The organism is Filomicrobium sp. (assembly GCF_025698805.1).
GTDB lineage: Bacteria > Pseudomonadota > Alphaproteobacteria > Rhizobiales > Hyphomicrobiaceae > Filomicrobium > Filomicrobium insigne.
This window is the reverse complement of sequence record NZ_JAILWT010000002.1, coordinates 327,511-353,982: the sequence shown is the minus strand read 5'-3', so window position 1 is coordinate 353,982 and position 26,472 is coordinate 327,511. Positions and strand designations below refer to the sequence as shown.

The 26,472-nt window shown below is 57.8% G+C and carries 23 protein-coding genes; 8 read left to right on the top strand and 15 right to left on the bottom strand.

Features of this window, described 5'->3' with window-relative positions; all coding sequences use genetic code 11:
• Positions 1–384 precede the first annotated feature (384 nt).
• From K5845_RS05375 to pgsA, 4 genes are all read right to left on the bottom strand, one after another.
• The gene (locus K5845_RS05375; protein WP_287958539.1) at positions 385–1,683 is read right to left on the bottom strand and encodes an N-acetylmuramoyl-L-alanine amidase; all 1,299 of its coding nucleotides are present in this window, start codon (positions 1,681–1,683) and stop codon (positions 385–387) included.
• Positions 1,684–1,896: 213 nt separating this feature from the next.
• Positions 1,897–2,370 carry a molybdenum cofactor biosynthesis protein MoaE gene (locus K5845_RS05370; RefSeq protein WP_287958538.1) on the bottom strand — a complete coding sequence of 158 codons (474 nt, stop codon included), beginning with the start codon at positions 2,368–2,370 and terminating at the stop codon, positions 1,897–1,899.
• 4 nt (positions 2,371–2,374) lie between these two features.
• Positions 2,375–2,626: a molybdopterin converting factor subunit 1 gene (moaD, locus tag K5845_RS05365; protein ID WP_046479740.1), complete on the bottom strand. Its 252-nt coding sequence runs from the start codon at positions 2,624–2,626 to the stop codon at positions 2,375–2,377.
• Positions 2,627–2,639: 13 nt separating this feature from the next.
• Positions 2,640–3,272, bottom strand: coding sequence for a CDP-diacylglycerol--glycerol-3-phosphate 3-phosphatidyltransferase (gene pgsA, locus K5845_RS05360; protein WP_425284153.1), 633 nt, complete (start codon positions 3,270–3,272; stop codon positions 2,640–2,642).
• A gap of 168 nt (positions 3,273–3,440) precedes the next feature.
• On the opposite strand from pgsA, the gene K5845_RS05355 reads away from it, so the two are divergent.
• The gene (locus K5845_RS05355; protein ID WP_052743576.1) at positions 3,441–3,851 is read left to right on the top strand and encodes a hypothetical protein; all 411 of its coding nucleotides are present in this window, start codon (positions 3,441–3,443) and stop codon (positions 3,849–3,851) included.
• Positions 3,852–3,882: 31 nt separating this feature from the next.
• On the opposite strand, the gene uvrC is transcribed toward K5845_RS05355, so the two are convergent.
• Positions 3,883–5,994, bottom strand: a complete 2,112-nt coding sequence (gene uvrC / locus K5845_RS05350; RefSeq protein ID WP_287958537.1) for an excinuclease ABC subunit UvrC — start codon at positions 5,992–5,994, stop codon at positions 3,883–3,885.
• A 310-nt stretch (positions 5,995–6,304) separates the two neighbouring features.
• Here uvrC and K5845_RS05345 point away from each other — a divergent pair, with 310 nt between their 5' ends.
• Both K5845_RS05345 and K5845_RS05340 read left to right on the top strand, forming a co-directional pair.
• Positions 6,305–7,102 carry an enoyl-CoA hydratase/isomerase family protein gene (locus tag K5845_RS05345; RefSeq protein ID WP_046475282.1) on the top strand — a complete coding sequence of 266 codons (798 nt, stop codon included), beginning with the start codon at positions 6,305–6,307 and terminating at the stop codon, positions 7,100–7,102.
• Between the two features lie 301 nt (positions 7,103–7,403).
• Positions 7,404–8,312: a hypothetical protein gene (locus tag K5845_RS05340; RefSeq protein WP_046475285.1), complete on the top strand. Its 909-nt coding sequence runs from the start codon at positions 7,404–7,406 to the stop codon at positions 8,310–8,312.
• Between the two features lie 23 nt (positions 8,313–8,335).
• Here the strand turns inward: K5845_RS05340 and K5845_RS05335 are convergent, their stop codons facing one another.
• From K5845_RS05335 to K5845_RS05325, 3 genes are all read right to left on the bottom strand, one after another.
• The gene (locus tag K5845_RS05335) at positions 8,336–8,794 is read right to left on the bottom strand and encodes a ParB N-terminal domain-containing protein (protein ID WP_046475290.1); all 459 of its coding nucleotides are present in this window, start codon (positions 8,792–8,794) and stop codon (positions 8,336–8,338) included.
• A 238-nt stretch (positions 8,795–9,032) separates the two neighbouring features.
• A complete protein-coding gene (locus K5845_RS05330) occupies positions 9,033–10,238 on the bottom strand; it encodes a glucosaminidase domain-containing protein (RefSeq protein WP_046475292.1) in 1,206 nt (401 codons plus the stop codon).
• A gap of 234 nt (positions 10,239–10,472) precedes the next feature.
• A complete protein-coding gene (locus tag K5845_RS05325; RefSeq protein ID WP_046475293.1) occupies positions 10,473–11,261 on the bottom strand; it encodes an SDR family oxidoreductase in 789 nt (262 codons plus the stop codon).
• Between the two features lie 505 nt (positions 11,262–11,766).
• On the opposite strand from K5845_RS05325, the gene K5845_RS05320 reads away from it, so the two are divergent.
• Together K5845_RS05320 and K5845_RS05315 are read left to right on the top strand one after the other, a co-directional pair.
• A complete protein-coding gene (locus tag K5845_RS05320) occupies positions 11,767–12,549 on the top strand; it encodes a TorF family putative porin (RefSeq protein ID WP_287958536.1) in 783 nt (260 codons plus the stop codon).
• A gap of 567 nt (positions 12,550–13,116) precedes the next feature.
• Complete coding sequence (locus tag K5845_RS05315; RefSeq protein WP_046475296.1) at positions 13,117–13,884, top strand: hypothetical protein; 768 nt, start codon at positions 13,117–13,119, stop codon at positions 13,882–13,884.
• Between the two features lie 60 nt (positions 13,885–13,944).
• Here the strand turns inward: K5845_RS05315 and K5845_RS05310 are convergent, their stop codons facing one another.
• The 3 genes from K5845_RS05310 to K5845_RS05300 form a co-directional block, all read right to left on the bottom strand.
• Positions 13,945–14,652: a hypothetical protein gene (locus K5845_RS05310; protein ID WP_287958535.1), complete on the bottom strand. Its 708-nt coding sequence runs from the start codon at positions 14,650–14,652 to the stop codon at positions 13,945–13,947.
• Between the two features lie 203 nt (positions 14,653–14,855).
• Positions 14,856–15,641 carry a ribonuclease T2 family protein gene (locus tag K5845_RS05305; RefSeq protein ID WP_052743579.1) on the bottom strand — a complete coding sequence of 262 codons (786 nt, stop codon included), beginning with the start codon at positions 15,639–15,641 and terminating at the stop codon, positions 14,856–14,858.
• Positions 15,642–15,670: 29 nt separating this feature from the next.
• Positions 15,671–17,071: a dipeptidase gene (locus K5845_RS05300; protein WP_287958534.1), complete on the bottom strand. Its 1,401-nt coding sequence runs from the start codon at positions 17,069–17,071 to the stop codon at positions 15,671–15,673.
• A 339-nt stretch (positions 17,072–17,410) separates the two neighbouring features.
• On the opposite strand from K5845_RS05300, the gene ppdK reads away from it, so the two are divergent.
• Positions 17,411–20,113: a pyruvate, phosphate dikinase gene (gene ppdK / locus K5845_RS05295; RefSeq protein WP_287958533.1), complete on the top strand. Its 2,703-nt coding sequence runs from the start codon at positions 17,411–17,413 to the stop codon at positions 20,111–20,113.
• 24 nt (positions 20,114–20,137) lie between these two features.
• Here the strand turns inward: ppdK and K5845_RS05290 are convergent, their stop codons facing one another.
• From K5845_RS05290 to nadA, 4 genes are all read right to left on the bottom strand, one after another.
• The gene (locus K5845_RS05290; RefSeq protein ID WP_046475304.1) at positions 20,138–20,359 is read right to left on the bottom strand and encodes a hypothetical protein; all 222 of its coding nucleotides are present in this window, start codon (positions 20,357–20,359) and stop codon (positions 20,138–20,140) included.
• A gap of 101 nt (positions 20,360–20,460) precedes the next feature.
• Positions 20,461–21,324, bottom strand: coding sequence for a carboxylating nicotinate-nucleotide diphosphorylase (gene nadC / locus K5845_RS05285; protein ID WP_287958532.1), 864 nt, complete (start codon positions 21,322–21,324; stop codon positions 20,461–20,463).
• Positions 21,325–21,331: 7 nt separating this feature from the next.
• Positions 21,332–23,014, bottom strand: a complete 1,683-nt coding sequence (locus K5845_RS05280; protein ID WP_287958531.1) for an L-aspartate oxidase — start codon at positions 23,012–23,014, stop codon at positions 21,332–21,334.
• Positions 23,015–23,098: 84 nt separating this feature from the next.
• On the bottom strand, positions 23,099–24,166 hold the full coding sequence (gene nadA / locus K5845_RS05275; protein WP_090227817.1) for a quinolinate synthase NadA: 1,068 nt from the start codon (positions 24,164–24,166) through the stop codon (positions 23,099–23,101).
• 533 nt (positions 24,167–24,699) lie between these two features.
• Between nadA and purE the strand changes: the two genes are divergently transcribed.
• Together purE and K5845_RS05265 are read left to right on the top strand one after the other, a co-directional pair.
• A complete protein-coding gene (gene purE / locus K5845_RS05270) occupies positions 24,700–25,212 on the top strand; it encodes a 5-(carboxyamino)imidazole ribonucleotide mutase (RefSeq protein ID WP_046475315.1) in 513 nt (170 codons plus the stop codon).
• A gap of 48 nt (positions 25,213–25,260) precedes the next feature.
• Positions 25,261–26,349, top strand: a complete 1,089-nt coding sequence (locus tag K5845_RS05265) for a 5-(carboxyamino)imidazole ribonucleotide synthase (RefSeq protein ID WP_090227813.1) — start codon at positions 25,261–25,263, stop codon at positions 26,347–26,349.
• Positions 26,350–26,472 lie beyond the last annotated feature (123 nt).

Here is a 26,472-nt window from a genome sequence, read left to right as displayed (position 1 = left end):
AGACATTGTAGTCGTCTCCATGCCAGCCGTCCCCGGCTGAGCGGGGTGGAGCGTGCGCTGCGATGCTGCCGTTTGGTCGCCCTTGGTTGGGCCTCGGTCGCGGCACCTTCACGAAGATGGAGTGGCCCATGCTGACGCGCCTTCATCCACGTCTGGTTCCGCTGAGATTTGTTTCACGAGTTTTCCAGATCCACCCGCGTCATCTCGAATTCGACTGGTTGTTGCTCCTCTGGCGTCTCAAACCGCATTACCCTCCAAGTCCCGCCTAACTGAGCCTTGCCGGTAAGCCAGTGCGAGGGTAGGCCGGCCAGATAAATTCAAAGGGCTGATCGATGGACGATCAGCCCTTTTGTTTGTTCGGTATGTCTGTAAATCGACTGCGCGTTACATCGGGATCTTTGCGATGCTCAAGGCGAAGTAGTTGTCGACGGCCTCAGCGATGGAGTCAGATACCTTCCGGCGCCAGCTTTCAGACATGAGCAGCTTTGCGTCACTCTTGTTGGTGACGTAGGCCAGCTCGATCAGAACTGAAGGTACAAGCGCAGATTTCAGAACCTTGAAGGCAGCTGTCTTGTGAGGGTTGCTGCGCAGGTTGGTCGAGTCCCCCATATATTCGACGACGGAGCGCGAGAAGAGGTCTGTACGGTGGTGCGTGACCTCGACGGCGGCGGTTGCACGGTCGGCAAGCATGCGTTTGACGATGTCAGAATCCCGCGCGTCGATTGCTGCGAATTTGCTTTCGGGGATGTCGATGTCGGAGGCTCGCGCACGTGCGCTCGATTTCAGCCGCTCGGCGACAGACGGACGAAGCGAGTAGATCGTTGCCCCGCGCGCCGATGAACGCGCGTAATCCGCGTGAACCGCGATAAAGAGGCTCGCATTGTGCTGTTCGGCAAAGGCTGTGCGGTCTCCGAGCGGGATAAACTCATCGGTTTCGCGAGTCATCAGTACGCGGTAGCGGCCCGATTCTTCGAGCTTCTTGCGTAGGGTATGGCTGAACGCGAGGACCACATCTTTCTCAACGACACCGTTTTTCTGGGCGCCGGAGTCATGTCCACCGTGTCCCGGATCTATGACGATGAGCTGCTTTGCGGTGCGCTTTTCGATGGCATCCGGTCGCTGTGCAGGTTGCGGCGGGCGCGGCAAGAGGTCGGAGGCGCCCAATCCGAATGGTTTATCAAAATCGGGTTCGGGTTTTGGAGCCGGAGCTGCGCTCGCGGTGTGCACTGGTGTGACGGGCGCCGAGGCGAGCGAGACGATATCGAGAACGAGCTGGGGCTCCTTGCCGTCTTTCATCTCCAGCTTCGCCGTTTCGACGAAGACCGGCTCTGTGACGCGGATGATAACCTTTGACTTCTTGGGGCCGGAGCGGCCTCCCCGAAAGCCGCTTACCAGACCTACCGGACCGTTTTTCGGAAGCGGTGGTAGGCGAAGGCCGACGGCGGGCAGCTCCACGACCACGCGATTAGGATTGGCCAGCGAGAACACCTGATAGGTGCTGCGGCGTTCCAGCGCGATGATGAAGCGCGTGCGTTTTTGGTCGGGGTGTGGAGCGGATTGCGCAGGCGCAGCCTGGTTTGCAGGCGCGGCTTGTGGCGCCGCTGAAGCCGCCGCGCTTAAGAATATTGAAGCTACACCAAGAACGAGCGCACACGCAATGGAGCGCTCAAACCGTAAACCCATTTCGGCTGGACCCCCGTCTAACGCGATACGGTTCATTTGGAATCGAGACCGGTAATATTCCCGCTGAAGATGGCTATTTCCGGGTCTTCATCGGGTTTTTACTTGTCTTAACGTATGCGGGTTAACGAAGGCTTAACGTTAATGGCTGTGCCAAAGCCAAACGGATTCGCTGACTCCTTAAGCCGCTGATCTCGTTCTTGTTTTTAGTTAATGTTAGGTAATTACTTTGCTGGGTGTCTGCCAGCGAGCTGCAGCCTTGTCATCGGATTCGCGCGCATCAACCCATTCACCGCGCCCCTCATCATCGGTCTCTTTTTTCCAGAAAGGTGCGCGGGACTTCAGGTAGTCCATCAGGAATTCGGCGGCCTGGAAGGCTGCCTGCCGGTGGGCGGACGCGGTAATGACGAGTACGATGTTGTCGCCCGGCTTCAACGTGCCGTAGCGGTGAATGATAAGACTGGCAGCTAGTGGCCAACGGGCTGCCGCTTCCGCTTCAACACGCTCGAGTTCGGTTTCCGTCATGCCGGGGTAATGTTCCAACGTCATCGACGAAATCGGGGTATCGGGTGTGTTTCCGCGCACTGTACCCGTGAATGTCACGACGGCGCCGATGTCGGTGCGCCCTTTGGTCAACACCTTCATTTCGGCACCGACGTCGAAATCGTCAGTCTGGACGCGGACGGCCATTAGGTCAGCCCCCTGTCACGGGCGGAAAAAACGCGATTTCGCGGGCACTGGCGATGGGCGCGTCGGAGCGGGCGTGCGTGTGGTCGATTGCGGCGCGGATTACATCGGCGCGTTCGAAAGCGGCGGCATACTCGGGACCGCGGCCCTTGAGCCAGCCCATGAGGTCGCCGACCGTTGCGATATCTTCGGGTGGTTCGATGTGTTCTTCGGCGCGGCCCACCTTTTCGCGCACCCAGGCGAAATACATGAGTTTGATGGGTTTTGAATTTTCAGTCATTTCGTTCACTCGTTGCATGCCGGATTGCGGCACTTAGGTAATCACTGCCTGTCCAGAGGGTAAGTATAGCCGCCAGCCATAGCAAGACGAGCCCCGCCTGCATGGTGAGCGACGTCGGGCCGCCCATGGCCGGACCGGCAAGCAACAAGGCCAATGCCACCATCTGCAGGACCGTCTTAAGCTTGGCTAATTGCGTTACGAGTACCCTTACCTGAAGACCGGCGAGAAACTCGCGAAGCCCGGAAACAAGTATTTCACGGCACAAGATGATCACGGCGGCGAATACGGCCGTTCCGGAAAGCGTGCCATCCGCGATGAGCATCATGAGGGTGGCGCCCACCAGCAACTTATCCGCGATCGGATCGAACATTGCGCCGATGAGCGATTGTTGGCTCCAGATGCGGGCCAGATATCCATCCAGCCAGTCCGTAATTGAGGCCAGCACGAAAATTGCGAATGCCGTCCAATGAGCTGTAACTGGATCAAGATAGTAGAGGGCCAGCACCAGCGCAGGCACCGCAAGGATGCGGGCGAAAGTCAGACAGTTGGGAATGTTCAGCACAGTGGCGCGCGACGCAGAGTGAAGCATGAAGCTGGAAAGAGCATCACCTGAAGGCGACGTCAATGGTGAGGCGCTCTCTTCGTCAGTTCTCTCCAGCTGGGAGGTCGTTCTGAGCGGCCTGAATATCTGTAGGTGCGTCTGAGATAGTGGTGCATAATTTGGAACGGGGAGGTGGCGAAACGGCTTTAGAACCTGAGCAGTTGCAAGCGAGGTTTGGCTATGAGCTCTTTCATGTCCCGAATTCATTCATTGTATGTTGCCGCGATCTACGCCGTGGTTGCGTTATTTGCAATTACCGCGGCGGCGCCAGCGCAAAGCCGCAAGTCTGATCTTGGTGGATCCTGGAACGGTGTGGGGACGGTCATGCTGCCCTCGGGGGACTCCCAACAGGTCCGGTGCCGCGTACGTTTCAACCGCTATTCCAGTGAGAGCTATAATATGCATGCCGTGTGTGCGACGCCGTCAGGGCGTGCTGTGCAGACGGCCGTTATCCGGCGGGTCGGATCGAACAAGTATTCCGGTAGCTTCCACAATGCCGAATACAACTATTCGGGTTCCATCTTCATTACCTTGCGCGGCAGCCGGCTGAGTGCGTCGCTGGATGGTGGCGGGGCGTCCGGCTATATGCGCCTTAGCCGCTAGCAGAGCGCAAAGACCCTACCAAGAAGGTCGGTCAGCTGCGGCGCTCGTGAAAGAAGTCATAGATCTTTTGGGCCATCTCGGCTGAGATGCCTTGAACCTCTTTGAGGTCTTCGACACCCGCGCGGCTGACAGCTTTGGCCGATCCGAAGTGCGTTAGCAGGGCGCGTCGCCGCGTTGGTCCGATGCCGTCGATTTCATCGAGCGGGTTGGCGCTGAAGGCCTTCGCGCGTTTGGCGCGGTGGGTGCCGATGGCGAAGCGGTGGGCCTCGTCACGCAGTCGCTGAACGAAGTAAAGTACAGGGTCCCGCGGTTCGAGCATGACCGGTGGGCCTCCCGCAGGCTTATGGAAGTGCTCGCGGCCGGCATCGCGGTCTGGACCTTTGGCCACGCCGAGCAGTGCTATGTCGTGGAGGCCCAATTCCGCCAAGACTTCGCGGGCGACGGCGAGCTGGCCTGCCCCGCCGTCGATGAGAACGAGGTCGGGTATCTTTTTTTCGGCGGCGGTCCGTTCGTCATTCTCCTCTAACGTGGCTTGAGGTTCTTCGGCGTGCTCTGGCTCTCCGTTTTGCGCGCGCAAGGCGGCGAATGCCAGAGAGTTGGAACCGCGTTCTGCAAGCGGCATGGGATCGGGCGCGCGTATGCGTGTACCGGGCTCTTCGACGATGTAATCTTTTGTTAGCTCTGTGGTTTTCTCGGCTTCAGCGGTTGTCCCAGCCGGGTCAACGAGCCTTTTGAAGCGTCGGGTCAGCACCTCGCGCATCATGGCGTAGTCGTCACCAGGTGTGAGCGTGTCCGACTTGATGTTGAACTTCCGGTACTGGGATTTCGAGAATCCCTCAGGTCCCGCGACGATCATGGCGCCGACGGCGTTGGTGCCGGCGATGTGGGAGTTGTCAAAAACTTCAATTCTGGTCGGCATGGAATCGAGATCAAAACGTTCGGCTAGTCCCTTCAGCAACTCGCGCTGGGATGCCGTTTCGGCGACTTTGCGGCCGAGAGCTTCCTTCGCGTTCGCCTGGGCGTGGGCCACGAGTTCGACCTTGGGGCCGCGCTTCGGCGTCAGGATCTCGATTTTCCGTTCGGCCTTGGTCGAGAGGGCTTCTGTGAGCAGGTCGCGTTCGGGCAGATCGTGCGAAACCAGAATCATGCGGGGGATCGGCTTGTCATCGTAAAACTGAGCGATGAAGGCACCTAGCACCTCATCGGCCTCGAGCGATCGGTCTGCTTTGGGATAGTAAGCGCGGTTTCCCCAGTTCTGACCAGCACGGAAGAAGAAGACCTGAATGCAGGTCTGTCCTCCCTCCTGATGCGCGGCGAAAATGTCGGCTTCTTCGATCCCGGCAGCGTTGATGGACTGATCAGCAGTTACGTGTGCCAAAGCCCATAGTCTGTTGCGGTAGGTCGCTGCGCGCTCAAACTCGAGCTTGTCGGATGCTTCCTGCATCAACGCCTGATACATCTGACGGACGGTTTGGCTTTCACCGCGCAAGAAGCGCACCGCCTCATCAACCAGCTTTTCGTAGTCTTCGAGGCTGATTTCTCCGGTGCACGGCGCGGAGCAGCGTTTGATCTGCCAGAGCAGGCATGGCCGTGTGCGACTCTCGTAGACGCTGTCGCTACATGAGCGCAGCAGGAACGCGCGTTGGAGCATGTTGATGGTGCGGTTGACCGCGCCAGCGGAAGCGAAGGGGCCAAAGTAGTCGCCCTTACGATTTCGCGCTCCGCGATGTTTGAGAATTTGAGGAGCTCGGTGGTCGCGGGCGAGCAGGATGAACGGAAATGATTTGTCATCGCGCATAAGCACGTTGAAGCGGGGCCGGAAGCGTTTAATCAGGTTGGCTTCCAGGAGCAGAGCTTCTGCTTCCGTGCGTACCGTGACGAATTCCATCGCGGCTGTGGCGGCGATCATGCGCGCGATGCGATTCGTGTGGCCGCCGAGACGCGTATAATTGGAAACGCGTGACTTTAGAGAACGCGCCTTGCCGACATAAATAACCTCCCCGTGTCGGTCCAGCATGCGGTAGACGCCAGGTGCCGCGGGGAGCGTTTTAAGATATTCAGCGATGACTTCCGGGCCGGAGCGGTGCGTCGGCTTGCTGCCGGCCGCTCCGCCTCCGCCCTGGGATGCGTTCTGATTGGGCATGCAGGCAACATTGGCTGTCGCGACGCCGGCGTCAAGCGCGTGTGATGATCGATAAATTCGTCGGTATTCTCTGCCGGGTGGCGAGCAAATTTCATTATTTGAATTACATCAGCAACACTAAGTCTCTTGTGTCCCTTTTTGATTCTGAAGTTCGCCTATTAGGCTCGCCTTAAACTCCGGTGAACTTCGGACCTGGGCCAGTAAGCCAGAAGTCTGATGATGCCGGTGGGTGCAAGTCTTGCCGATCCGCGAGATACCTGCGATTGGGAGGGATGCGTCGGCCTAACAGAAACGCGGAGATGGCACGGATATGAGCGACAATTCCAATAACAATGACGGCCAAGTTACGTTGGAGGTTCGTGATGGCATTGGTTGGGTGACGCTGTCGCGGCCGCAGGCGCGCAACGCCATGACTTTCACGATGTATGCTCAGCTCCAAGCCATTTTCGAAGGGATTGTCCCAGGCGGCGACGTCCGGGCGCTGGTTGTGACCGGCGCGGGGGAAAAGGCGTTTGCAGCTGGAACCGATATTTCCAAGTTTCGCGATTTTACGACGCCGCAGCATGCGCTCGATTACGAACGGACGATGGATGTCGTGTTGGGGTCGATCGAGCGCTGCCCGGTTCCAACGGTTGCGGCTATTGCCGGGGCTTGCACCGGGGGCGGTGCCGCTATTGCTGCCTGTTGCGATCTGCGCATTGCCTCGCGGGATATCCGGTTCGGCTTTCCGATTTCGCGGACGCTCGGCAACTGCCTTTCCGTGGCCAATCTTGCGCGCCTCTCAGATCTCATCGGGGTAGCCCGGACCAAAGAGATTATTTTTACTTCGCGTTTGATTGAGGCTGATGAGGCTTTGGCGTCCGGGCTCGTTTCTGAGCTATTGGATGATCACGCGAGCCTGATGTCGCGCGCGGCTGCGCTAGCGAATGTTGTCGCAAGTCACGCCCCCTTGACGCTTCGTGCAACCAAAGAAGGTTTGCGGAGGTTACGGACGGCCTCCCAGGTTCAGGACGATGATCTCATCGTGAGCTGCTATATGTCCGAGGACTTCCGCGAGGGTTTGGAGGCGTTTCTCGGTAAACGTCCGGCCAATTTCAAAGGCCGCTAACGTGATCTCGCGGCAAAGAGCCACAAAACCGCCATTGGTGCATGTGCAGTGAAAGGCCTTGCCGATATCGGCAAGTCCTGCTGTCCATAATCGCCGGGGGCTTTTGTTGCAGGTTCTCAACGCGGTTCGCGCAGTGCGTTTATCTGCGATCAGGCCGTCAGAAAAACAGAATCCAGTGTCGCGCCGATTGCTGCGACCCGTAAGGGGTATACGGCAATCGTGGGTGCGCAGAGCGGTCCTATTGCTATTTGCGGGGCTTGCCGGATTGTCAGCTGCTGCTGGACCTGTGTCGAGCGAGGGCATGCGCGGCACGCAACGTTCGCTCGCGTCCGATCCCTTTGCGACGTCTGAAGGCGTTCTCAAATTCATCAATGACTATCGCGAGAACAAGCAGCCATCGAAGGTTCCAGCCGCGGTCCATGCGATGGTCCGGCACGGGCTTTTACGCGATCCGGAAAAGGCGGGAATCTATACGGGGTTTATTGCAGGCGTTATCGGCAGCAACCGGGTAAAGGCGACCGACCTGATCGCCGAGATGTTCCCCATGCCGCCGGTGGAACAGGTCGTTCTGGTTAAGGCCATCGCCTATTCGGGCTTACCGGACTGGCAAGCCTTTCTCGTCCAGTTCATAGAGCGTATGCCGGCTCGGAAGGTGCTCATCAAGAAGTACCTCTATGGAGGTGGCAAGACTCTCGACAAGCTTGAGCTAGATGATCCCTATGTGATTGATGTTTTATGGGGTTTTTACTTCGCCACGGGAGAGTGGGACCCTGTGATCCGCATTGTGTCGGTTCTTAAATGGGCGGAAGAGAAGAATGACGTTGAAAAGCTGACCATCGGCGCGATGGCCAAGTGGACGTTCGCCAGCAATGCGGCACGCGATAAGAACTTGCTCGATCTGGCCAAATCCCAGATGGACCATGAAGACGAAGCTGTGCGCCGGCAACTTCAGGAAGTGATCGAGGCAGCAGAGCTTTATGAATTGAGCAGTCTGCGCGAAGCCGCTTTGAAGCAAATTGATGAGATTAAGACGAAGGGCCCCAAGTGGAACCGGGATTGGGGGACGTGGGGCCAAGCTGGAACAACCGCCTTGGCGTTGGGCTGTGTCGCGGCAAGCGTACTTGGCCAACTCCAGTTCGGAATCCCTTGCGTGCTTGGCGGCGCACTCTCAACTGCCGCGGTCAATTATATGTCCAAACCGGCGCAATAATTCAGGCGCAAAAGCGCGAGCTGCTACTTTTCCGTCTGGGGTTCGCTCGCCTCTTTCGCGGCGCCTGCTCGACGTCCACGCGCTTGCGTCAGCTTGGAGTAGCTAAGGGGTGTCTTGAAGAGAATGAACGTCAGATCGCCGATCTTTGAGCCCCACAGGTTCGTAAAGAATTCTTTATGTATCCGTTTGGCTGCTGTGATGCGGTGACCGCCGTCGATGACCACCCAGTTTCCGAGGGCTCCGACCCGGCAGATGATGGGATCGAGGCTGCTGTAGCCCTCACGGCGAATGGCTTGAAGAACCGCGTTAAGGCGTGGGCTGTCGAGGCGTTCATAGTTCTTAATGGGCATCTGATCGAGCAATTCGATAGGCACTTCGACCTCGGCGACACCATCGACGAATTCAATGCCGTCAATGTCGCGCGGAGATTTGATCCGCGTGAGCTTGGGAATGCGTCCGACTGTATAGCCGCTGTAGTCCATTCGCTCAGTTTCCTAGAACCAGAATTGCGGGTCTCCCTTGCAGGGCCCCGTGCATCAGGAACTTGTTACGCACCGACGTGTCAGAAAGATCTAAAGAGCCTGCGCGGGGTGTGATTGCCCTGCTTCGCGGCTCAGTTTGACTATGAAAGTGACATGCGAAGGCGCAATGTCAACACGCTGCCGGTGACCCTGGCGATCACGGTACTCGGGGTAGGGAAAGACCCTGCCGGTCTATCCTTTAGCCTTCAGGGCAAAGTTGGAAGGCCTTATCGAGAGCGGCGGAAGCGCTGGAGAACTCTTCGAGGGTTTCGCCTCCCTTGGCGTAGGCCGCGATGTAAGCCTCGGCTTCGCGTTTCTCTTTGCCGGCATTGACGTCCAGAACCGTGTAGTTGACGACGTCGTTATTGACGGCCTTGATGATGATGGCCTTCGCACCACCGTAGCTCGCAGTCCATACGCGGCATTTGTCTGGCTCGGACTTTGCGGGCGCTGCTTTCTTTGCTTCGTTCGCGACCATTGCGGTCTTGGTCGGGGCGTTCTCTTTCGCGCCCGGAGAATTGAGCACTGTTACAGATTTCGCGTCCGCTGCGGGTGCGTCGGGACTTAGAGTTGCTGCTGGTGCGGGCTTGTTTGATGATCCGCCAGCGGGAGGTGCGCCCAGTCCTGAGGGGTCAGCAGCTTGAGCGCGGTTACGGTTGATAACAGATGCTACTAAGTCGGCGCTGCTGGCCGTCGCGGGCTTCTGAGTGGCAGGCGGTGTTTTGGCTGCGGCCGTGGTCATCTTGCCACCACGCGCAAGGGCGACGAGCTGAGGTTCGGGATCCGGTCTATTGCACTCTCCCTGATAGAACAGGTCGGCAATTGATTTGATGTCGTCGGAATAGCCGCGATCGCTCGGCGCCCACTTGGTGGTCAGGTGAGAGAACGTCATGGGGCCGCGAATGCTGCGCTGCCAGGATGTCAGGACATTCCATTCCTGAACCTTCCGAGTGCGCTCCGCGACGGGATTTTGGATCGTTTCGCCAGTGTACATGAGTACATGTTCGAGATGCGCGCGCACGCCGCTGTCGACGTCCCGGAAACGTTCGCCTTTTACGCCGCCACCGGTTGCGCCAAGTCCGGCGAAATTATTCTGTGATGCGTCCACGTCGCCTGTGTAAGCAAGGTTCGCCGTTTCAACGAGCATCTGAAAGAACGCAATATCCCACCGTATCCCGAGTTGTTCGCCATGACGCATGTAGGAGACGGCGATTTTGTCATAGCGCGGGTTCATGCGGGTATTGCGTGATCGCAGGAATGCCATGAGGCGCCCTGGTGTCGCGCAGGCTGGCACCACGTTGTTGGGTGCCACTTTAATCCCCGGCAAACGGGCAGCAGATGCTGGCGCCGTGCCGTATAGGACAGACATGGCAATGAGGGCCGGGATTGCGAGACGGGTTAGCATATCAAACACCTTCGGGCGTTCTGGCTTCTTCTTGCGAAGGGCGTTGGCGGCTTACACGCCCATGACAAAACTATCTATTCCGTTAACGTTAAGGGCTGGTTGACGACTGGCCTGCTTTCCGCCCCTCAACGTCCGGTCTTTGGATTGTATCGATCAATAATCCGGCATCAATTTGGGTAGTGCAGGGAAGAAATAAGGCGATCAGAGGGCTGATCTATTACAAAAGCGCGGCAACTACCCTTTGTTGGGCTGAGTTACGCCTGAGCGAGGCTCATTCGCCCATGTCAGATGCTGGCCGCCGTCTAGCGCGATCATTTGGCCTGTTAGCGCCGGTGCGGCCAGGATGAAGCGGGCGGCCGCAGCCACTTCTTCCGGGGTTGGTCCGCGGCCGAGCAATGTGCTCTCTGCTTCAGCCGCGAAGTCAGCATCTGTTTGATGTATGCTTTTGAGGACCGGCCCCGGTCCGATCGCATTGACGCGGACGCGCGGCGCCATGGCTTGAGCAAGAGTACGTGTTGCCGTCCAGAGCCCGGATTTGGAAATCGTATATGAGAAGAACTCGGGAGTCAGGCGCCAAACACGTTGATCAATAATGTTGATGACATTGCCCTGTTTATCGGAGGGAAGATCAACATAGAGGGCACGCGCAAGAAATACTGGCGTCCTAAGATTTATATCAAGATGTGTGTTCCATATTTCTTCGGTCATCTCTGCAACCGAGTCCGGAAGGAATGCCGACGCGTTATTGATCAAGCATACCGGCTGAGCGAGGGCATCCGCGCAGCGCGGTATCAACTTGGCAACGGCGTCGCTGTCGGCAAGGTCGCAATCCAGAACCGCAGCTGAGCTCCCGAGAGTTGTGATCTCGTGGGCCAGCTCCTCAGCCTCGCCGCGAGAATGGCGGCAATGGATAGCCACACGCCAGCCATGACGTGCAAGATCAAGCGCGAGGGCGCGTCCGATCCGGCGTGCTGCGCCGGTAATTAGTACAGTATCCGGTGTGCCGGTCGCGGTGGTGCTCATGATGAACTGTCGTTCCTTTGGCGGGATAGGCTCGGTTAAGCCGCCGTTGTCGTGCGGAGGATCATATTTGCCAAGTGCGACGTGTGAAGCATCTACGGATGGTGAGGGCGAAGAAGTTCGGTGCTTTGTGACGCGTCGCAATGAAGAATGTGTTGGGACTCTGTGGGTAGATCTTGCGGTCTTGGCGAGGGAGCGAAAAGCTGTGGCTGCGGTGCCTCTTCTTGAGCCCGAATCAAAAATGAATTCTCGTCTATTTGATGTGCACACTGCCCAATAAACAGACTTGCTTCATTTCAAAATTGCACTGCTCGCAGTCGAGTTATGCGCAATTGTTGTTCAGTTAACTGTGCGTGTTGCTCCATCAGCACAGTTTCCACTCAAGCGTTGTGTCCGGATCGACTTAGGACTTGTTTCCTCCAGCTGATTTGCGCTTCCTATCCATCATGGTCGCGGCAGATTCAATGGAGGATCGGGCCGCAGTGAACCCGGGGGGTGTAACCATATCATGACGACGACTTCGAAATTTGTTCGCAGGGCAGCCGTGGCGGCGTTGGTACTCGGGATCGGTGCCACAACGGCTGTTGCAGGTGGTTTTGAGCGCTATGAGCGCGACGGAAGCATTAAGGATGCTCCTGTCGCAAGCGAGGGCCGGAAATTTGAATGGTCCGTCAATGGCGGCTTGATGTCCGACTATGTTTTCCGCGGCGTTTCGCAGAGCGGTGAAGATCCTTCGTGGTTCGCTGGTGCGGATGCGTCCTACGGAATCTTCTACGCCGGTGTTTGGGCTGCAAAGGTTGATCAGGCCTTCACATCTTCAGATGCAGAAGTCGACCTGTACTTCGGCATTAAGCCGGTCCTTGGTCCGGCAACCTTCGATTTTGGTGTCATTTACTATGGTTATGCTGGTCAGACCGCTAACGTTGACGTCGACTATTGGGAATTCAAGGCTGGCGTCAGCGGCGAAATCCTGCCGAAGTTGAGTGCTGGCGTAACCTATTACTATACGCCAGACGACACGTTTGAGATCGGCCCTGGCCACGCTGTCGAGGGTACCCTCGGTTACGCGCTGCCAAAGGTCTGGATCTTCGATCCATCCATCAGCGGTACGCTTGGTTATAAAGAGAACGAGGACGTAGCGAACTCCGACTACACGTATTGGAACGCTGGTCTCTCGCTCGCTGTTGAACAGCTGACTCTCGACTTCCGCTACTGGGGTACGGACACCGACCAGTTTGGTGATCTTGGCGATGACCGGTTTGTCTTCAAGGCAACGGTGGCCCTGCCATAATCTAAGATACGTCTCCTGTTAGAACGCGACGCCCGGTTCTTCCCCGAGAGCCGGGCGTTCGTTTATCTAAAGCCTGATTTGTGGTGGGCCTAGACGGCATCGCCGTAAGTCTTGCCCGCCAGATAACCCGGCCGAGTTATGCACCGGCTCAGATCAAGGGTGTCATGGCTTCATGGAGTTTCCGGGGGTGTTGTCAATCTGTCAAACTACGGGCTTATATTCGCCGTAAATATCAGACTGCAGACCGTTAGGTGCGATGTATTAAGAAGCGACGTATCGCGCGTTCCGGTTTGGTGATCGGGTGGTCTGCGTCTATCGCCCTCTCTCTTGGCGCCCACTCGACGGAGGCCAGCTCTGTATCTGCTGTCGGCTCTCTAACCCCGCTGCCGGGCGTGGCTTGGAGCTGGTCTCCATCACACAGCGTGCTTCGCCAGACGAATCAGCTATCTCTCCCGTCATCGACGCGCTCTCACGTGGTCGACTCATCCCCAGTTCTCGCTTTCGCATGTATTGCCGTTTGCGAGATGGGCGCATTAACTAGCCGAGCGCAGCCACGCGAGGGTGGGAATGGTCGTCGCATTCGTGATTGCAGGCTTCATTGTCGCGACAATAACAATCGCGGCAGTGTGGGTTGCGCCGAAAATGCTGCCACAGGTGATCGTTTTTGAGAACGACCCTGATGCCCCGAAGCCCTTCGGCTACAAGATGGCGTGGCTTGCTATCCACTCTACTGACGTTGAGCGCGTTGCTGAACTTCTTGGTTTCAGCGACGGTGAGAAGGCGAATTGGAACGCTGGCATCGGTACGGTCTACGATGATCGCCTTGGTGCCACCCATTTATTCCTCAGTCCTCCGGTTGAGGGATGGACATTCGTCATCGGTCTCACGCTCCCGCATCCGGTCGGGCCCGCCTTTGTCGATAAGCTGACGCCGTTGATGTTGCGATTGGGTCAGTCGTTTGACGATGTGCAGTACTTCTTCACCTATCCGTTGCTCGATTTCTTTGCCTGGGGGCGGGTGCGACAAGGCAAGTTGGTACGTGGCTTTGCTGTGAGCGACGAAGGCGTGGTCTGGAACAAGGGACGTGTCACCCCGGAAGAGCGTTCCTTGGGCTTACGCCTCTTTGAACTCAGAGGCGTACGAGAAAGGAGTGGTGATGCGGGCGGAGAGATGGTGCTCTATCCGACAGAGGACCATGTCTTGCAGATCGCGCGAGGTTGGAGCCTCGATCCGATGCAGCTTGAACGCATGCAAAATGCACCAGGCCATGGCTACGTGGTGCGTGTGCCGATAGCGTGGTGCGCAGAGCGCTCGGGCAAACGCGCGGCGGCATAAACAAAAATCGGCGAAGAGACAAGGTCTACGCCGATGAGGTTTTCGTTTCGCTTTTCTTTATTAGTTCTTTGGGGCTGTGTACGTCGACCAGCGGCTTCCTGTTCCAGCCGGCGCGCGTGCCTGTTCCACGGCAAAATTCTCGCGTGTGCCTTCGGGATTGTGCGGCAGTGAACGTTCGGCTTCGGTGCAGGGACGGCTCAAGATTTCGCCTGTAGCGCGGTCTCGTGTGAAGCTGGCACAGTTCGTTTGCCCTGGAGCCGTTGCCTGGCCCTCGTTTCCACCCAGTCGTTCGGCGTTCTTTTCTAGCGAGATTGCCCCGGTTGTGATGGGAGTCGCTTCACTCGGCGGAGTGGCCTGCGAGATGGCACGGTCTATCGCGTCGGCGAATGTTCCTGAGCTTTTGTTTGTTGGCTGAGCATCGGCAACGTTCGACAAGCGATCATCGGTTCCCTGGTAGACGGTGTTTTGTACAACAGTCCAGAATCCGACGGCATGCCAGAAGACGATACCTGCTACGAAGCCAGCGACGCCGAAATAGACGGCCTGCCGTTTTGGAAGCGCGAGGTACGTCGGGACTTTGTGATCACCTGCAGCATCGTCTGCCACGGGTTCAATGCGCAATTCGATGCGTGGCTCCGAACGAGGTTCAACGCGCGGTTCAACACGAGGTTCTGGGCGTGGCTCAACGCGAGGTTCAGAACGCGGCGGAAGCGGCGGAGGAGTCGCCGGATCGCGAGGCGTGGCGTTGGCTTTGCGCGGATCTTGCATTGATACGTCCCGTTAGTGGTTCAAGTGGAATCACTGGGGAAGCATCGCGAAAAAGTGAGGCGTTGAACTAGGACGTTAACGCCTCACTGATGGAGAACGCACCGGCTATCCACAGGTGCGCCACCTTTTCGATTCGCCAATTGTGACTGGCTGATTTTGCAAGCGAATTCGTGGCTCGCTGGGCCGCAAATTTGGTGTCCGTGTCAGCGTGGGCCAGGCAAAGGCGAATCTTGCTCGCGCATAGATTTTTTGTTGTTTGTGGAGGCCGCCGCCGTCGCACGGACAGGCGGGACATACATGCGTTGAGCCCGGCACATCCGATGCTGGTTCTCGTTTGCGCCGCACGGTCGCAAGGAGCCTGATTTCGAGAAGCAGATGCGGACCTCACGTAGGCGATTTCCAGCCCCTCGGCAGGAGATGGCCAACATGTCGTGCTTCATTCCTGGGTTCGCTGCGACGAACTCGTCAATAAGGTCATCTGGGGAAACAAGCTGCGCTTCCATCGGCTGGATGTAGCGCGCCGGGATTTTGATCGACTCGAACATGCGACGCGAGAGGTCGTAGTACCCGCGCGCATCTAAGCCCGAGCAGGTTCCGTGCTTCTTGTATTCGTGTATGACCAGCGCGGGACTCGGCATGATGTCCAGCATCTGATCGATGACGGGTTTGGGGACCCAGGGCTTATCCCTCGTCCAACAACGTTCGGGATAGCCGCGATTATGTTGGGGCCAAAGGCCATGCAACACGAATGCGTACGGCCGGGCTGCACGGATATCGCATTGACGTTCGTACCGATCGCCGGTGCGGTCCGCGCAGTATGTCGGGCTCCAAGATAGGACGAGCGCGTAGTAATCGAAGTCACCGGGGCGATCCTGCCTCGTCCGATTACTCTCATAGGTTTGGCGCTGCGCCTCTGCTGTCGCGGACAAGCACGTGGCTAGGATCACGGCGCTAAGCAGCGTGAACGTTAGGGAACGGCGTTGCGTCATCGTTGTATTGTCCCTCCCTCAGTGAGCGCTCAGGCGGCTTCCGCCAGCCGGTCAAGGATGCGCGCCCAACTCCGTGTACCCTTCTTGAAGCTGCGGAGATTGTACTTCTCATTCGGCGAGTGGATTCGGTCGTCTTCGAGACCAAAGCCAACCAACAAACTGTCCATCCCGAGAGCGTCCTTAAAGGCGGTGACGATTGGAATAGATGCGCCGCAGCCCATGAGTACCGCCGGTTTGCCCCACTCGTCTTCGAGAGCGGTGGCTGCGGCTTTGATGGCCGGCGTGTCAGTATTGAATGCAATCGCGCTGCTGCCATGACTTCCGACAAATTCTACGCTGCAGTCAGAGGGAAGACGTTCGCGTACGAATGCATGCAGAGCTTCGATGACTGCTTCCGGGTCCTGGCCCGGAACGAGCCGGCACGTTATTTTTACGGACGCTTCGGCCGGAATGATGGTTTTGAATCCTGCTCCCTGATAGCCACCCTTGATGCCGTTGAATTCCAACGTTGGGCGGGACCAGAGCTGCTCCAGCGGTGAGTGCCGTTTCTCGCCAGCGGGCGTGTCGAGGCCGATCGATCGCAGGACGTCGCCCGCGTCGAAATCTATCGCGGCCCACTGTTTGAGCTGACGTGCCGAGGGCTTTTTGATGCCGTCGTAGAAGCCAGCGATCTTTACGCGGCCGTTTGCGTCGTGCATGGCGCCGCAGATGCCGGTAAGAACACGGATGGGGTTCGCGGCTATGCCACCATAGAGGCCCGAGTGGAGATCGCGGGCGGGGCCGCGGACTATGATTTCCGTTCCGGCCAGACCCCGCAGCATTGTGGTTATTGCAGGAGTGTCGCGGTCCCACTGCCCGGTATCGCAAACCAGGACGAGGTCGGATTTAATTTCGCGGCCATGCTTTTTCAGGAAGCCTGGTAGCGAGGGTGAGCCGCATTCCTCTTCCCCTTCGATGAGGACTGAGACGGCAACGGGCAGTTCGCCATTCACCTCTTTCCAGGCGCGCGCGGCTTCAAAGAAGGTCATCAGCTGACCTTTGTTGTCTTCAGCACCGCGGGCGACGATGACCTTGCCGTTTCCTTTTTCCGTGGCAATGCGTGGCTCGAAGGGTGGCGACTTCCAGAGCTCAAGCGGATCGGGCGGTTGAACATCGTAGTGGCCGTAGAAGAGAAGGTGGGGTTTGGATTTGTCACGCTTGGGACGGTCGTGGGCGACGACCATTGGATGACCGGTTGTCTTTTTTACATCTGCGTCAAAGCCAGAGTCTGCGAGCGTCTTTGCACACCATTCGGCGGCGGTTTGGCATTGTGCCGCATAGGCCGGATCGGTTGAAACGCTTGGAATTGAGAGCAACTCGAACAGGCGTTTGAGTTGTTCATCATGCGTCGCATCGATGCGTTTGAGGACTTCTGGCAAGGCGGAGGTCATCGGCTAAACAGTCCCAGGGTTGATGTAAGGGGAGAAGGGGTGGGATTTGCCGTGAGTTTAGCGCAATTGCTGACGGAGGCCTATTCGCAAAGAGGCCGAAAGCTGTCGTGTCCTAAACGGCCAGACGAAAGTGAGATTATCAGCCGAACCCTCAAGGAGTATTACACGAATAACATCGACCATTTGACGAGCCCCGACATGTGGTCGCAGAGCAAATGACAAATTACAGACTTCAATCAAACGCCGTGCGCTGCTAGGCAGTCTCCCATCCGAGACAGACCGGATTTTCGTCGTGTGTCTGCCGCCCGCCTTCCTCTCGATGTTGCTTGGAGCAAGACCATGAACACTGCGCCCACTTCTGCGCCTCGCTGGGTCTATTTGTTTGGTGCTGATCGCACGGATGGCGATGCAGGAATGAAAACGCTTCTCGGAGGGAAGGGCGCCAACCTCGCGGAAATGGCAAACCTCGGTTTGCCGGTGCCGCCCGGCTTTACGATTTCGACGGACGTTTGCACCGCTTACTACGAGGCGGGGCGGAAATTGCCGGAAAGCCTTACTCCGCAAGTCGACGAGGCGTTGGAAACGATCGGGCGTATCGTTGGGGCGAAATTCGGCGATACGGATAACCCGCTGCTCGTGTCTGTGCGCTCGGGCGCCCGGGCCTCAATGCCTGGTATGATGGACACTATTTTGAACCTCGGGCTCAATGACGAGACCGTGGAAGGGCTCGTGCGGCGCTCCGGCGACCGGCGATTTGCGTACGACAGCTATCGCCGGTTCATTCAAATGTATGCCGATATCGTGCTCGGGGTCGATCACGGGGTGTTCGAGGACATTCTGGAAACGTTCAAGAACCTCAATAGCATGCAGCTCGACACCGAGCTGACGGCGGATGATTGGCTGGAGATTATTGAATCCTACAAGGCGGCTATCGCCGATGCTATCGACCGTCCTTTCCCGCAGGATACGGGGGAGCAGCTTTGGGGTGCAATCAGCGCGGTATTCGGCTCCTGGCAGAATGCGCGTGCCAAAACCTATCGTTTCCTTCACGGCATCCCCGATGATTGGGGAACGGCCGTCAACGTGCAGGCCATGGTGTTCGGCAACATGGGCGAGACCAGCGCAACAGGTGTGGCTTTCACACGCAATCCGTCCACGGGGGTGAAGGAGATATTTGGTGAGTTTCTTGTCAACGCCCAGGGCGAAGATGTTGTTGCCGGAATCCGGACGCCACAGCATTTGACGGAAGCTGCACGCATAGAGGCGGGCAGTAGCCAGCCGTCGTTAGAGGCTCTGACGCCTGGGATGTTTGCCGAGCTCGTTGCTGTCTTCGATAAGCTCGAGACCCGTTACCGGGATATGCAGGATATCGAGTTCACGATTCAGGACGGCAAACTTTGGATGCTGCAGACGCGATCGGGTAAGCGCACGCTGGAAGCTGCCCTCCGTATCGCGGTGGAGATGGCCGAAGAAGGGCTCATCAGCCGGGAAGAGGCCGTGATGCGGGTGAATGCAGCGGATCTTGATCAGCTTCTGCATCCGACAATCGATCCGGACTCTGAGAAAAATGTCCTGACCAACGGTTTGCCGGCATCCCCCGGTGCGGCAGTCGGTGAGATCGTCTTTCACGCTGAGGACGCCGAGGCGGCCAAGGCGAAGGGGATCGATGTTATTCTCGTGCGGGTTGAGACGAGTCCGGAAGACATCCACGGCATGCACGCTGCTGCAGGCATCCTGACGGCACGGGGCGGCATGACCAGCCATGCCGCGGTCGTGGCGCGCGGGATGGGTCGGCCGTGCGTATCGGGCGCGAGTGCGCTGCAGATCGATGCGCGCGCCCGCACATTGAAGATTGGCAGCACCCTTCTGAAAGAGGGTGATGTCATCACGATTGATGGCAGCACGGGGCAAGTGTTGCACGGGCGTGTGAAGATGCGCCAGCCGGAAATGTCCGGGAACTTTGGAACGCTCATGTCATGGGCAGACGAGTTTCGCCGGCTCGGGGTTCGCGCCAATGCTGATACGCCGCGAGATGCTGAGCAATCGCGCATCTTCGGTGCGGATGGCATCGGGCTTTGCCGTACAGAGCATATGTTTTTCGAGGCCGACCGCATTTTGGCGATGCGGGAAATGATCTGCGCTGAAGACGAAGAGGGGCGCCGGGCGGCGTTGGATCGCATTCTGCCGATGCAACGCGGCGATTTCGAGCAACTGTTCGAGACGATGGCTGGTCTGCCTATCACGATCCGTCTGCTCGATCCTCCCTTGCACGAGTTCTTGCCGCATGAGGGCAGTGAGTTGACCTCAGTTGCGGAGGCTCTCGACATCAGCGTTGAGAAGCTTCGTGCGCGTGTGCGTGAACTTTCGGAGTTCAATCCGATGTTGGGTTTTCGCGGGTGCCGTATAGCGATCCGTTACCCGGAAATCACCGAGATGCAGGCGCGAGCCGTTTTCGAAGCGGCTATCGCGGCGGGTAAAAAAACGGGTGCTCCCGTCAAGCCTGAGATCATGATCCCGCTCGTCATATACCGTCGGGAGTTCGATATCCTTGCGGATGTGATCCGAGGGATCGCGCGGGAAGTCGAAGCGGAGCATGGCGTCTCGCTTGATTATGAGATCGGCACGATGGTGGAGCTGCCGCGATGCGCGTTGAAGGCTGACGAGATCGCCGCCGGAGAAGAAGGCGCAGCGTTCTTCTCGTTTGGTACTAACGACCTCACACAAACCTGCCTCGGATTATCACGCGATGACGGCGGGCCGATCCTGCAAACTTATACGTCGGCGGGTATCCTTGAGATGGATCCGTTTGTTTCCATCGATGTGTCTGGAGTTGGTGAGTTGGTCCAGATTGGGACCGAACGTGGTCGACGTGTGAAGCCCGATTTGAAGATCGGTATTTGCGGGGAGCACGCGGGGGATGAGGCCTCAATCCGTTTCTTCCATGAAGCGGGGCTCGATTATGTTTCCTGCTCGCCTTACCGGTTGCCGGTTGCACGCTTAGCGGCCGCGCAGGCTGCGCTTCGCGAGAAAGGCGTCGGCTAAGCTCCAGATTGCAGGGAGAAGCAGCTACCAGTGCTTCTCCTGTTCGTCGAGGGTGGGGCGACGAGGCCGCTCCCCTTTGAAGCGGGGCAGGAATAGCAGAACCAGAACTAGAGGTGGTAGCAGGAACGACCACGCCATCCAGAATGAGTAGTCCCGATTTTTGACTGCTGAGAGGATGCCCGCCGCTGCGGAAGCGGTAATGGCGATTATCGCCCATCCGACAATCCAATAAAGAATATCATCCATGATTCATGTCTGGTCCGCTTAATTGATCACAGCCTGAAGCCGGTACACGCCTCTCAAATGGACGGCGAACATGGCAAAAAAGCAAGCGTTGGAAGCGTAGCTTACGCGTCGGAATAACCCATATCTAGGCCTAGATCGAGTACCGGGGCCGAGTGTGTCAAAGCCCCGACGGAGATCAGATCTACACCGGTTTCCGCGATCGCGCGCACCGTCGTTAGATTAACGCCACCCGAGGCTTCCAGTAGCACGCGTCCGCGAGCAATCGCGACGGCTTCACGTAAAATTGCAGGGGGCATGTTGTCGAGGAGAACGGCATCAATGCGATGTGTTATCGCTTCGCGCAACTGTTGAAGGGTGTCTACTTCCACTTCGATTTTGACCATGTGACCAGCGGTGGTGCGAGCCCGTTCGATAGCCGCTGACAGACCGCCAGCGGCCACGATGTGATTGTCCTTGATCAGAATTGCATCGAATAGACCAAAGCGATGGTTTTGGCCCCCGCCGCACCGCACTGCAAATTTCTCCAGCGCACGCAGGCCTGGCGTCGTCTTGCGTGTGTCCACGATGGTGGCGGAAGTCCCTTCGATGGCATCGACGTAATCGCGCGTGAGGGTGGCAATGCCGCTGAGCCGGCCCAGGTAGTTCAGGGCAACGCGTTCTGCGCCTAATATAGCGCGGGCATTTCCTGACACTTGAGCTATCGGCGTTCCGGGAAAGACGCTGTCGCCGTCGTCTGCTTCGATCCGAAAATCGATTTCAGGGTCCAATGCGCGAAAAGCGTATTCGGCTAGGCTGATGCCGGAAATGACTCCTGGCTGGCGCGTGGCGATCCAGGCGGCAGCCTGCGCAGATGGCGCGATCGTTGCGATGGATGTGATATCGCCAAGCAGCCCGAGATCTTCAGCCAGGGCAGCGTCGACGGCTTGTGCAATCGTTTGATGGGGCAACGGCCCTGGTGTCGTCATGGGGCCGTCAACCGCTCATTTGGCAACTTTGGTGGAGCCGACCGTTTGTCAACGTGGCTCCGTCCGGCTGACGGCTGATGTCGGTAATGGTTGCCGTCTTATCCAGGTCCGTTAAGCGCAACAGTGAATGTCGAGCCATAGGGGATGTGTCCGGGAAATCGCTGCGCATGTGTGCGCCGCGGCTTTCCTCGCGATTAAGCGCGGCGGTCGTGATCAGACGAGACGTCAGTACAATATTGGCCAACGTGATATCGCCGCCGGCTTGGTCTTCGACTTCACGGAGAACCCGGAGGGCGTGGTGCAGGCCGGACTGTTCACGGACAACCCCGACCTCGCCGGACATCGTGCGCCGTAGACGTTTGATCAGGGCCGTGCGCAACGTGGGCTCCACGTTCGAACCTTCGCGCATCAGGGACGTCAGTTTGATGGGAAGTTTTGTAGGCGTGGTTATCTTAGCAATGTCTTCGGCGACGTTTCCGCCCACGACGATAGCTTCAAGCAGCGAATTGGATGCAAGGCGATTGGCACCGTGCAAGCCGGTGCAAGCGGCTTCACCAACGGCCCAGAGCCCCTCCACGGTCGTGCGTCCATTCATGTCGGTTGCGATACCGCCCATATGATAGTGTGCGGCCGGTGCGATTGGGATCAGATCGTTGACTGGATCGAGACCTGCTTCCCGACATTTTTGATATACGCCGGGGAAGGCGTCGGGGAAGCGCAGGCCTATTGTCTTGCGGCAATCCAGATAAGCGCCACGTCCCGCCGCGATTTCGGAGAAGACTGCACGCGCGACGAGATCTCGAGGGGCGAGCTCCGCGTCGGGATGAAGGGCTTTGAGAAAGCGTTCACCGGCACGGTTGACGAGAGTTGCTCCCTCCCCCCGCAAGGCCTCCGTCGCGAGAGGAGCGGGATCTCCCGGCACGTCGATGGCAGTGGGGTGAAACTGCACGAATTCGGGATCGGCAATGACGGCCCCAGCACGGGCAGCAAATGCGAGCGCTTCTCCGCGCGAATATGCCGGGTTGGTGGTGATGGCATAAAGCTTTCCGACGCCGCCGGTGGCGATGACGACGGCGGTGCCGGATATCACTTCATAATCCGCATGGTCGGGACCATCGTTCCGCAGCAAGCGGACACCGGTTACGCGGCCGTCACGAATTTCGAGATCTTTGGCTTCGTAGTTTTCAAGAATTTCTATCGATGGCGTTGCGCGTGCCGAAGCAATGAGCGCTTGCATGATGGCTGCGCCCGTACGGTCACCACTCACCCGGACGACGCGCTTTGCCGAGTGTGCGGCTTCGCGCGAAAGAACGAAGTGTCCGGCCAGGTCGCGGTCGAAGGGTACGCCGTAACTGAGAAGCTCGCGGATGCGCTGTGGTGCGGCCTCAGTGATGATACGCGCGACTTCTTTATCTACGAGGCCACTACCGGCCAAAACGGTGTCGGCTGCATGGGCTTCGGGCGTATCGCCTTCGCCTACGGCGGCGGCAATACCACCCTGGGCCCAGGTACTGGACGCGCCTTGGCCAAGTGGTGCGGCTGCGATCAGGACGACCGGGCGCGGCGCCAGTCGCAGTGCGGTGAACAGACCGGCAAGACCGGCTCCAACGATGACAATCCGGCCGCTGAGTTCGCAAGAAGGATCTTTGAAGCCAGCAACCGCACCGGCATGTCGAGATGATTGGGTCATTTCGGTGTGAAGCCTTTCCGGGAATTGTCCCCCTGGCTATCAGACGTCGACGATGATTGCCGCGTCGAAATCGGCTGAGATGGATCAGTTTGTTAAATTGACCATGCGCTCAACGGCACGACGTGCACGTTCGGCAATCTCAGGATCAACGGTAACCTCATTCTGCATGTAAACGAGGCTATCGAGAATCTTTTCAAGGCTGATGCGTTTCATGTGCGGACACAGATTACATGGCCGGACAAATTCAACGTTCGGTGCTTCGGCTGCGACGTTGGACGACATCGAGCACTCTGTAACCAGGATTACCTTATTAGGCTGGTGGTCCTTCACCCAATTGATCATGGCCGCCGTTGATCCGGTGAAGTCCGCCGTGTTGATGACGTCGGGCGGGCATTCGGGATGCGCGATGATCTTTACTCCGGGATCATCGCCACGCAGAGCCTCCAGTTCGTTCGCTGTGAAGCGTTCATGGACTTCGCAGCGGCCTTTCCACGCGATGATTTCGACGTCAGTCTGAGTCGCAACGTACTTTGCGAGATATTCGTCGGGAATGAGAAGTACGCGCGGTGCGTTGAGGCTTTCGACGACCTTCACAGCGTTGGATGAGGTGCAGCAGATATCGCACTCGGCTTTTACGGCTGCTGACGTGTTCACGTATGTGACGATGGGGACGCCGGGATAGGCTTCGCGCAGCGCCCGTACATCCTCTGCGGTGATGGATGATGCAAGCGAGCAGCCGGCTTCGAGATCCGGGATCAAAACCGTCTTGTTCGGGTTCATCAGCTTGGACGTCTCAGCCATGAAGTGCACGCCAGCTTGGACGATGACATCGGCGTCGACGTTTGCAGCTTCGCGCGCGAGCTGAAGGCTATCGCCGCGGAAGTCTCCCACGCAGTGGAAGATTTCCGGCGTCATGTAATTGTGAGCGAGAACGACGGCGTTGCGCTCTTTCTTCATCACGTTGATGGCCTTGATCAGCGGCGCGTAGTGCGGCCACTCCATCGGGGTGACGACATGCTTTACCTTTTCGTAGAGCGGTGCCATTTCCGCGGCGAGTTCCGGCGTGAATTGGAATTCAGGCCGCGGAACTTCCGAAAAACGCTCATTTGTGGTGCGGACCAGCCCAAGGTCCGGGGCGTTAAGGTTTGCCATGATCACTGCTCCTCCTTCATCATCGTCGATTCGATGTGCTCACATTGAGTATTTTCAATGTAGCTCACGACGCGCGAAGTGCTTTTTGTGTCTTATGCTCGCAACGAGCATTGTCAACCAAGTGTAATATAGGGGAGGTTGCGCGGAATTTGAAGGAGAAATGAGAGTTTGCGGTGCGCTTTTTGCGTCAGGTTCGCGCGCTCAAAAGCCGCCGAGAAAGTGGGCGGGCCACCAATTTTTCCGTGTGAAGACAGCCTTTTACAGTTCTGTATTGTGGCTTTCTAAAGTTAGGAATGGGCCATTGGAGAAAGCGCAAAATTTAAGAAGGTCGTTTCGGCTTTTCGTTCTCTGCACGTTGGCATCGGAGATAGATTGAAGCTCGCTGCGTTGCAGCAAAACTATAACCTTGTATGAGGCCGAACAGATGCTTGCGTTGACCGGCCCCAACGTCTAGAACCCGCGTTTTCCTGAACGCTGGGAGCAGCGGGCGGTGGGAGCTTAAATTACTCTCCGTACGTGCTGCTAATGGGACGATGAGCGCGCAAAACCAGGCAGGCCGACAGGCACAGGTCGGTATTATCATGGGAAGCCAGTCAGACTGGGAAACCATGAAACGTGCCTCGGCGCTGCTTGATGAGCTTCAGATTCCCCATGAGGTTCGGATCGTTTCGGCTCACCGGACGCCGGACCGCCTGTACGACTATGCGCGCAACGCCCAGTCCCGTGGTCTCAAAGTTATTATTGCGGGTGCTGGTGGGGCTGCGCACTTACCGGGTATGGTCGCGGCGTTGACGACGCTTCCGGTGCTTGGCGTGCCAGTATGTTCCAAGGCGCTTGCTGGCTTGGACAGCCTTTATTCAATTGTTCAGATGCCGGCGGGGGTACCGGTCGGTACACTGGCAATTGGCGAGGCGGGTTCGGCGAATGCTGCCTTATTGGCGGCACAGATCCTGGCGCTTGGTGATGAGGCTCTTGGCGCGCGACTGGCAGCATGGCGCAGAGCTCAGACGGAAGCTGTGGGCGAGGTTCCGGAGCGCAATGACTAACCAATTTGATGCACCTGATGACGGCGGTCCAACCGGAAGGGCTGCGCTATGACCGGAGTACTCCCACCGGGATCGGTCATCGGGATCCTGGGTTCGGGGCAGCTTGGGCGCATGTTGGCGGTCTCTGCAGCAGAGCTCGGCTTTCGCGTGCATGTTTTTGGGGACACATCCGGGCCTGCTTTTGACGTTGCCGCTTCGACGACGGTTGGCCCTTATGAAGATCTCGGGGCCATTACGGCATTTGCCGAGACCGTCGATGTCGTTACCTATGAGTTTGAGAATGTCCCGCTTGGTGCGGCTGCTGCGGCCGCCGCAGTCCGTCCGGTTCGCCCAGGAGCGCGCGCACTTGAAGTTGCGCAGGACCGGTTGGTCGAAAAGCGGTTTCTGTCCGATATCGGCCTGCCCGTTGCTCCTTTTGCCAACGTCGACAATTTGAATGACCTGGAAGATGCCCTGGCGACCTTGGGGACACCGGCGATCTTGAAGACCTGTCGGTTCGGCTATGATGGAAAGGGGCAGGTCCGGATCACGTCGGCGGAAGAATCGGATTGGGCGCTTGATGCTATTGGGCGTGCGCCTGCCGTGCTGGAGGGCGTGGTACCGTTTGATTGCGAGATTTCTGTTTTGTGCGTTCGCGGTATCGATGGTCGGACGGCCGTCTACGACGTACCACTCAACAGTCACAAGCACGGAATTCTGGATACTTCTACGGTTCCTGCACCGGTTCCTGCGGAGGTATGTGAAAAGGCTCGTGCTATGGCAGCGCGGGTGGCTGAGGCGCTCGATTACGTCGGCTTGCTCGCGGTCGAAATGTTTTATCTGGGGAAGGACAAGCCGGAGCCGCTCATCATCAATGAGATCGCCCCGCGGGTTCATAATTCCGGACACTGGACGCTGGATGCGTGCGGCGTCAGCCAGTTTGAAAATCACATTCGCGCCGTGGCCGGCTGGCCTCTCGGGAGCGTTGCGCGTCACAGCGATGCGGTCATGACAAATTTGATCGGTGCTGATGTGGAGCAATGGGCCGAGCTGGCTGCTGAGCCGCAGGCCTGCCTCCATATCTACGGGAAGAACGAAGCAAGACCGGGCCGCAAGATGGGCCATGTGACCCGTCTTTCGGCACTTTCAGGCAAGTAAGGTGCGTGGTGGAAGTTGTTGCCGTCTTGGTGGACAAAGCGGTGTCCGTCTGCTACCAAACGGGTTAAATTCGTGAAGCAAGTGCATGGCCCGGCCACGACTGTCCGGGCTTTTTGCCTTGTT

What these genes read in the sequence shown, in the direction of transcription:
- ppdK (WP_287958533.1), top strand. Translation starts at nt 17,411, where the DNA reads ATGAACACTGCGCCCACTTCTGCGCCTCGCTGGGTCTATTTGTTTGGT.
- K5845_RS05375 (WP_287958539.1), bottom strand. Translation starts at nt 1,683, where the DNA reads ATGGGTTTACGGTTTGAGCGCTCCATTGCGTGTGCGCTCGTTCTTGGT.
- uvrC (WP_287958537.1), bottom strand. Translation starts at nt 5,994, where the DNA reads ATGCCCAATCAGAACGCATCCCAGGGCGGAGGCGGAGCGGCCGGCAGC.
- K5845_RS05340 (WP_046475285.1), top strand. Translation starts at nt 7,404, where the DNA reads ATGCGCGGCACGCAACGTTCGCTCGCGTCCGATCCCTTTGCGACGTCT.
- K5845_RS05330 (WP_046475292.1), bottom strand. Translation starts at nt 10,238, where the DNA reads ATGCTAACCCGTCTCGCAATCCCGGCCCTCATTGCCATGTCTGTCCTA.
- purE (WP_046475315.1), top strand. Translation starts at nt 24,700, where the DNA reads ATGAGCGCGCAAAACCAGGCAGGCCGACAGGCACAGGTCGGTATTATC.
- K5845_RS05320 (WP_287958536.1), top strand. Translation starts at nt 11,767, where the DNA reads ATGACGACGACTTCGAAATTTGTTCGCAGGGCAGCCGTGGCGGCGTTG.
- K5845_RS05315 (WP_046475296.1), top strand. Translation starts at nt 13,117, where the DNA reads ATGGTCGTCGCATTCGTGATTGCAGGCTTCATTGTCGCGACAATAACA.
- nadA (WP_090227817.1), bottom strand. Translation starts at nt 24,166, where the DNA reads ATGGCAAACCTTAACGCCCCGGACCTTGGGCTGGTCCGCACCACAAAT.
- K5845_RS05305 (WP_052743579.1), bottom strand. Translation starts at nt 15,641, where the DNA reads ATGACGCAACGCCGTTCCCTAACGTTCACGCTGCTTAGCGCCGTGATC.
- K5845_RS05355 (WP_052743576.1), top strand. Translation starts at nt 3,441, where the DNA reads ATGTCCCGAATTCATTCATTGTATGTTGCCGCGATCTACGCCGTGGTT.
- K5845_RS05310 (WP_287958535.1), bottom strand. Translation starts at nt 14,652, where the DNA reads ATGCAAGATCCGCGCAAAGCCAACGCCACGCCTCGCGATCCGGCGACT.
- K5845_RS05280 (WP_287958531.1), bottom strand. Translation starts at nt 23,014, where the DNA reads ATGACCCAATCATCTCGACATGCCGGTGCGGTTGCTGGCTTCAAAGAT.
- K5845_RS05370 (WP_287958538.1), bottom strand. Translation starts at nt 2,370, where the DNA reads ATGGCCGTCCGCGTCCAGACTGACGATTTCGACGTCGGTGCCGAAATG.
- K5845_RS05325 (WP_046475293.1), bottom strand. Translation starts at nt 11,261, where the DNA reads ATGAGCACCACCGCGACCGGCACACCGGATACTGTACTAATTACCGGC.
- K5845_RS05335 (WP_046475290.1), bottom strand. Translation starts at nt 8,794, where the DNA reads ATGGACTACAGCGGCTATACAGTCGGACGCATTCCCAAGCTCACGCGG.
- K5845_RS05300 (WP_287958534.1), bottom strand. Translation starts at nt 17,071, where the DNA reads ATGACCTCCGCCTTGCCAGAAGTCCTCAAACGCATCGATGCGACGCAT.
- K5845_RS05290 (WP_046475304.1), bottom strand. Translation starts at nt 20,359, where the DNA reads ATGGATGATATTCTTTATTGGATTGTCGGATGGGCGATAATCGCCATT.
- K5845_RS05345 (WP_046475282.1), top strand. Translation starts at nt 6,305, where the DNA reads ATGAGCGACAATTCCAATAACAATGACGGCCAAGTTACGTTGGAGGTT.
- K5845_RS05265 (WP_090227813.1), top strand. Translation starts at nt 25,261, where the DNA reads ATGACCGGAGTACTCCCACCGGGATCGGTCATCGGGATCCTGGGTTCG.
- nadC (WP_287958532.1), bottom strand. Translation starts at nt 21,324, where the DNA reads ATGACGACACCAGGGCCGTTGCCCCATCAAACGATTGCACAAGCCGTC.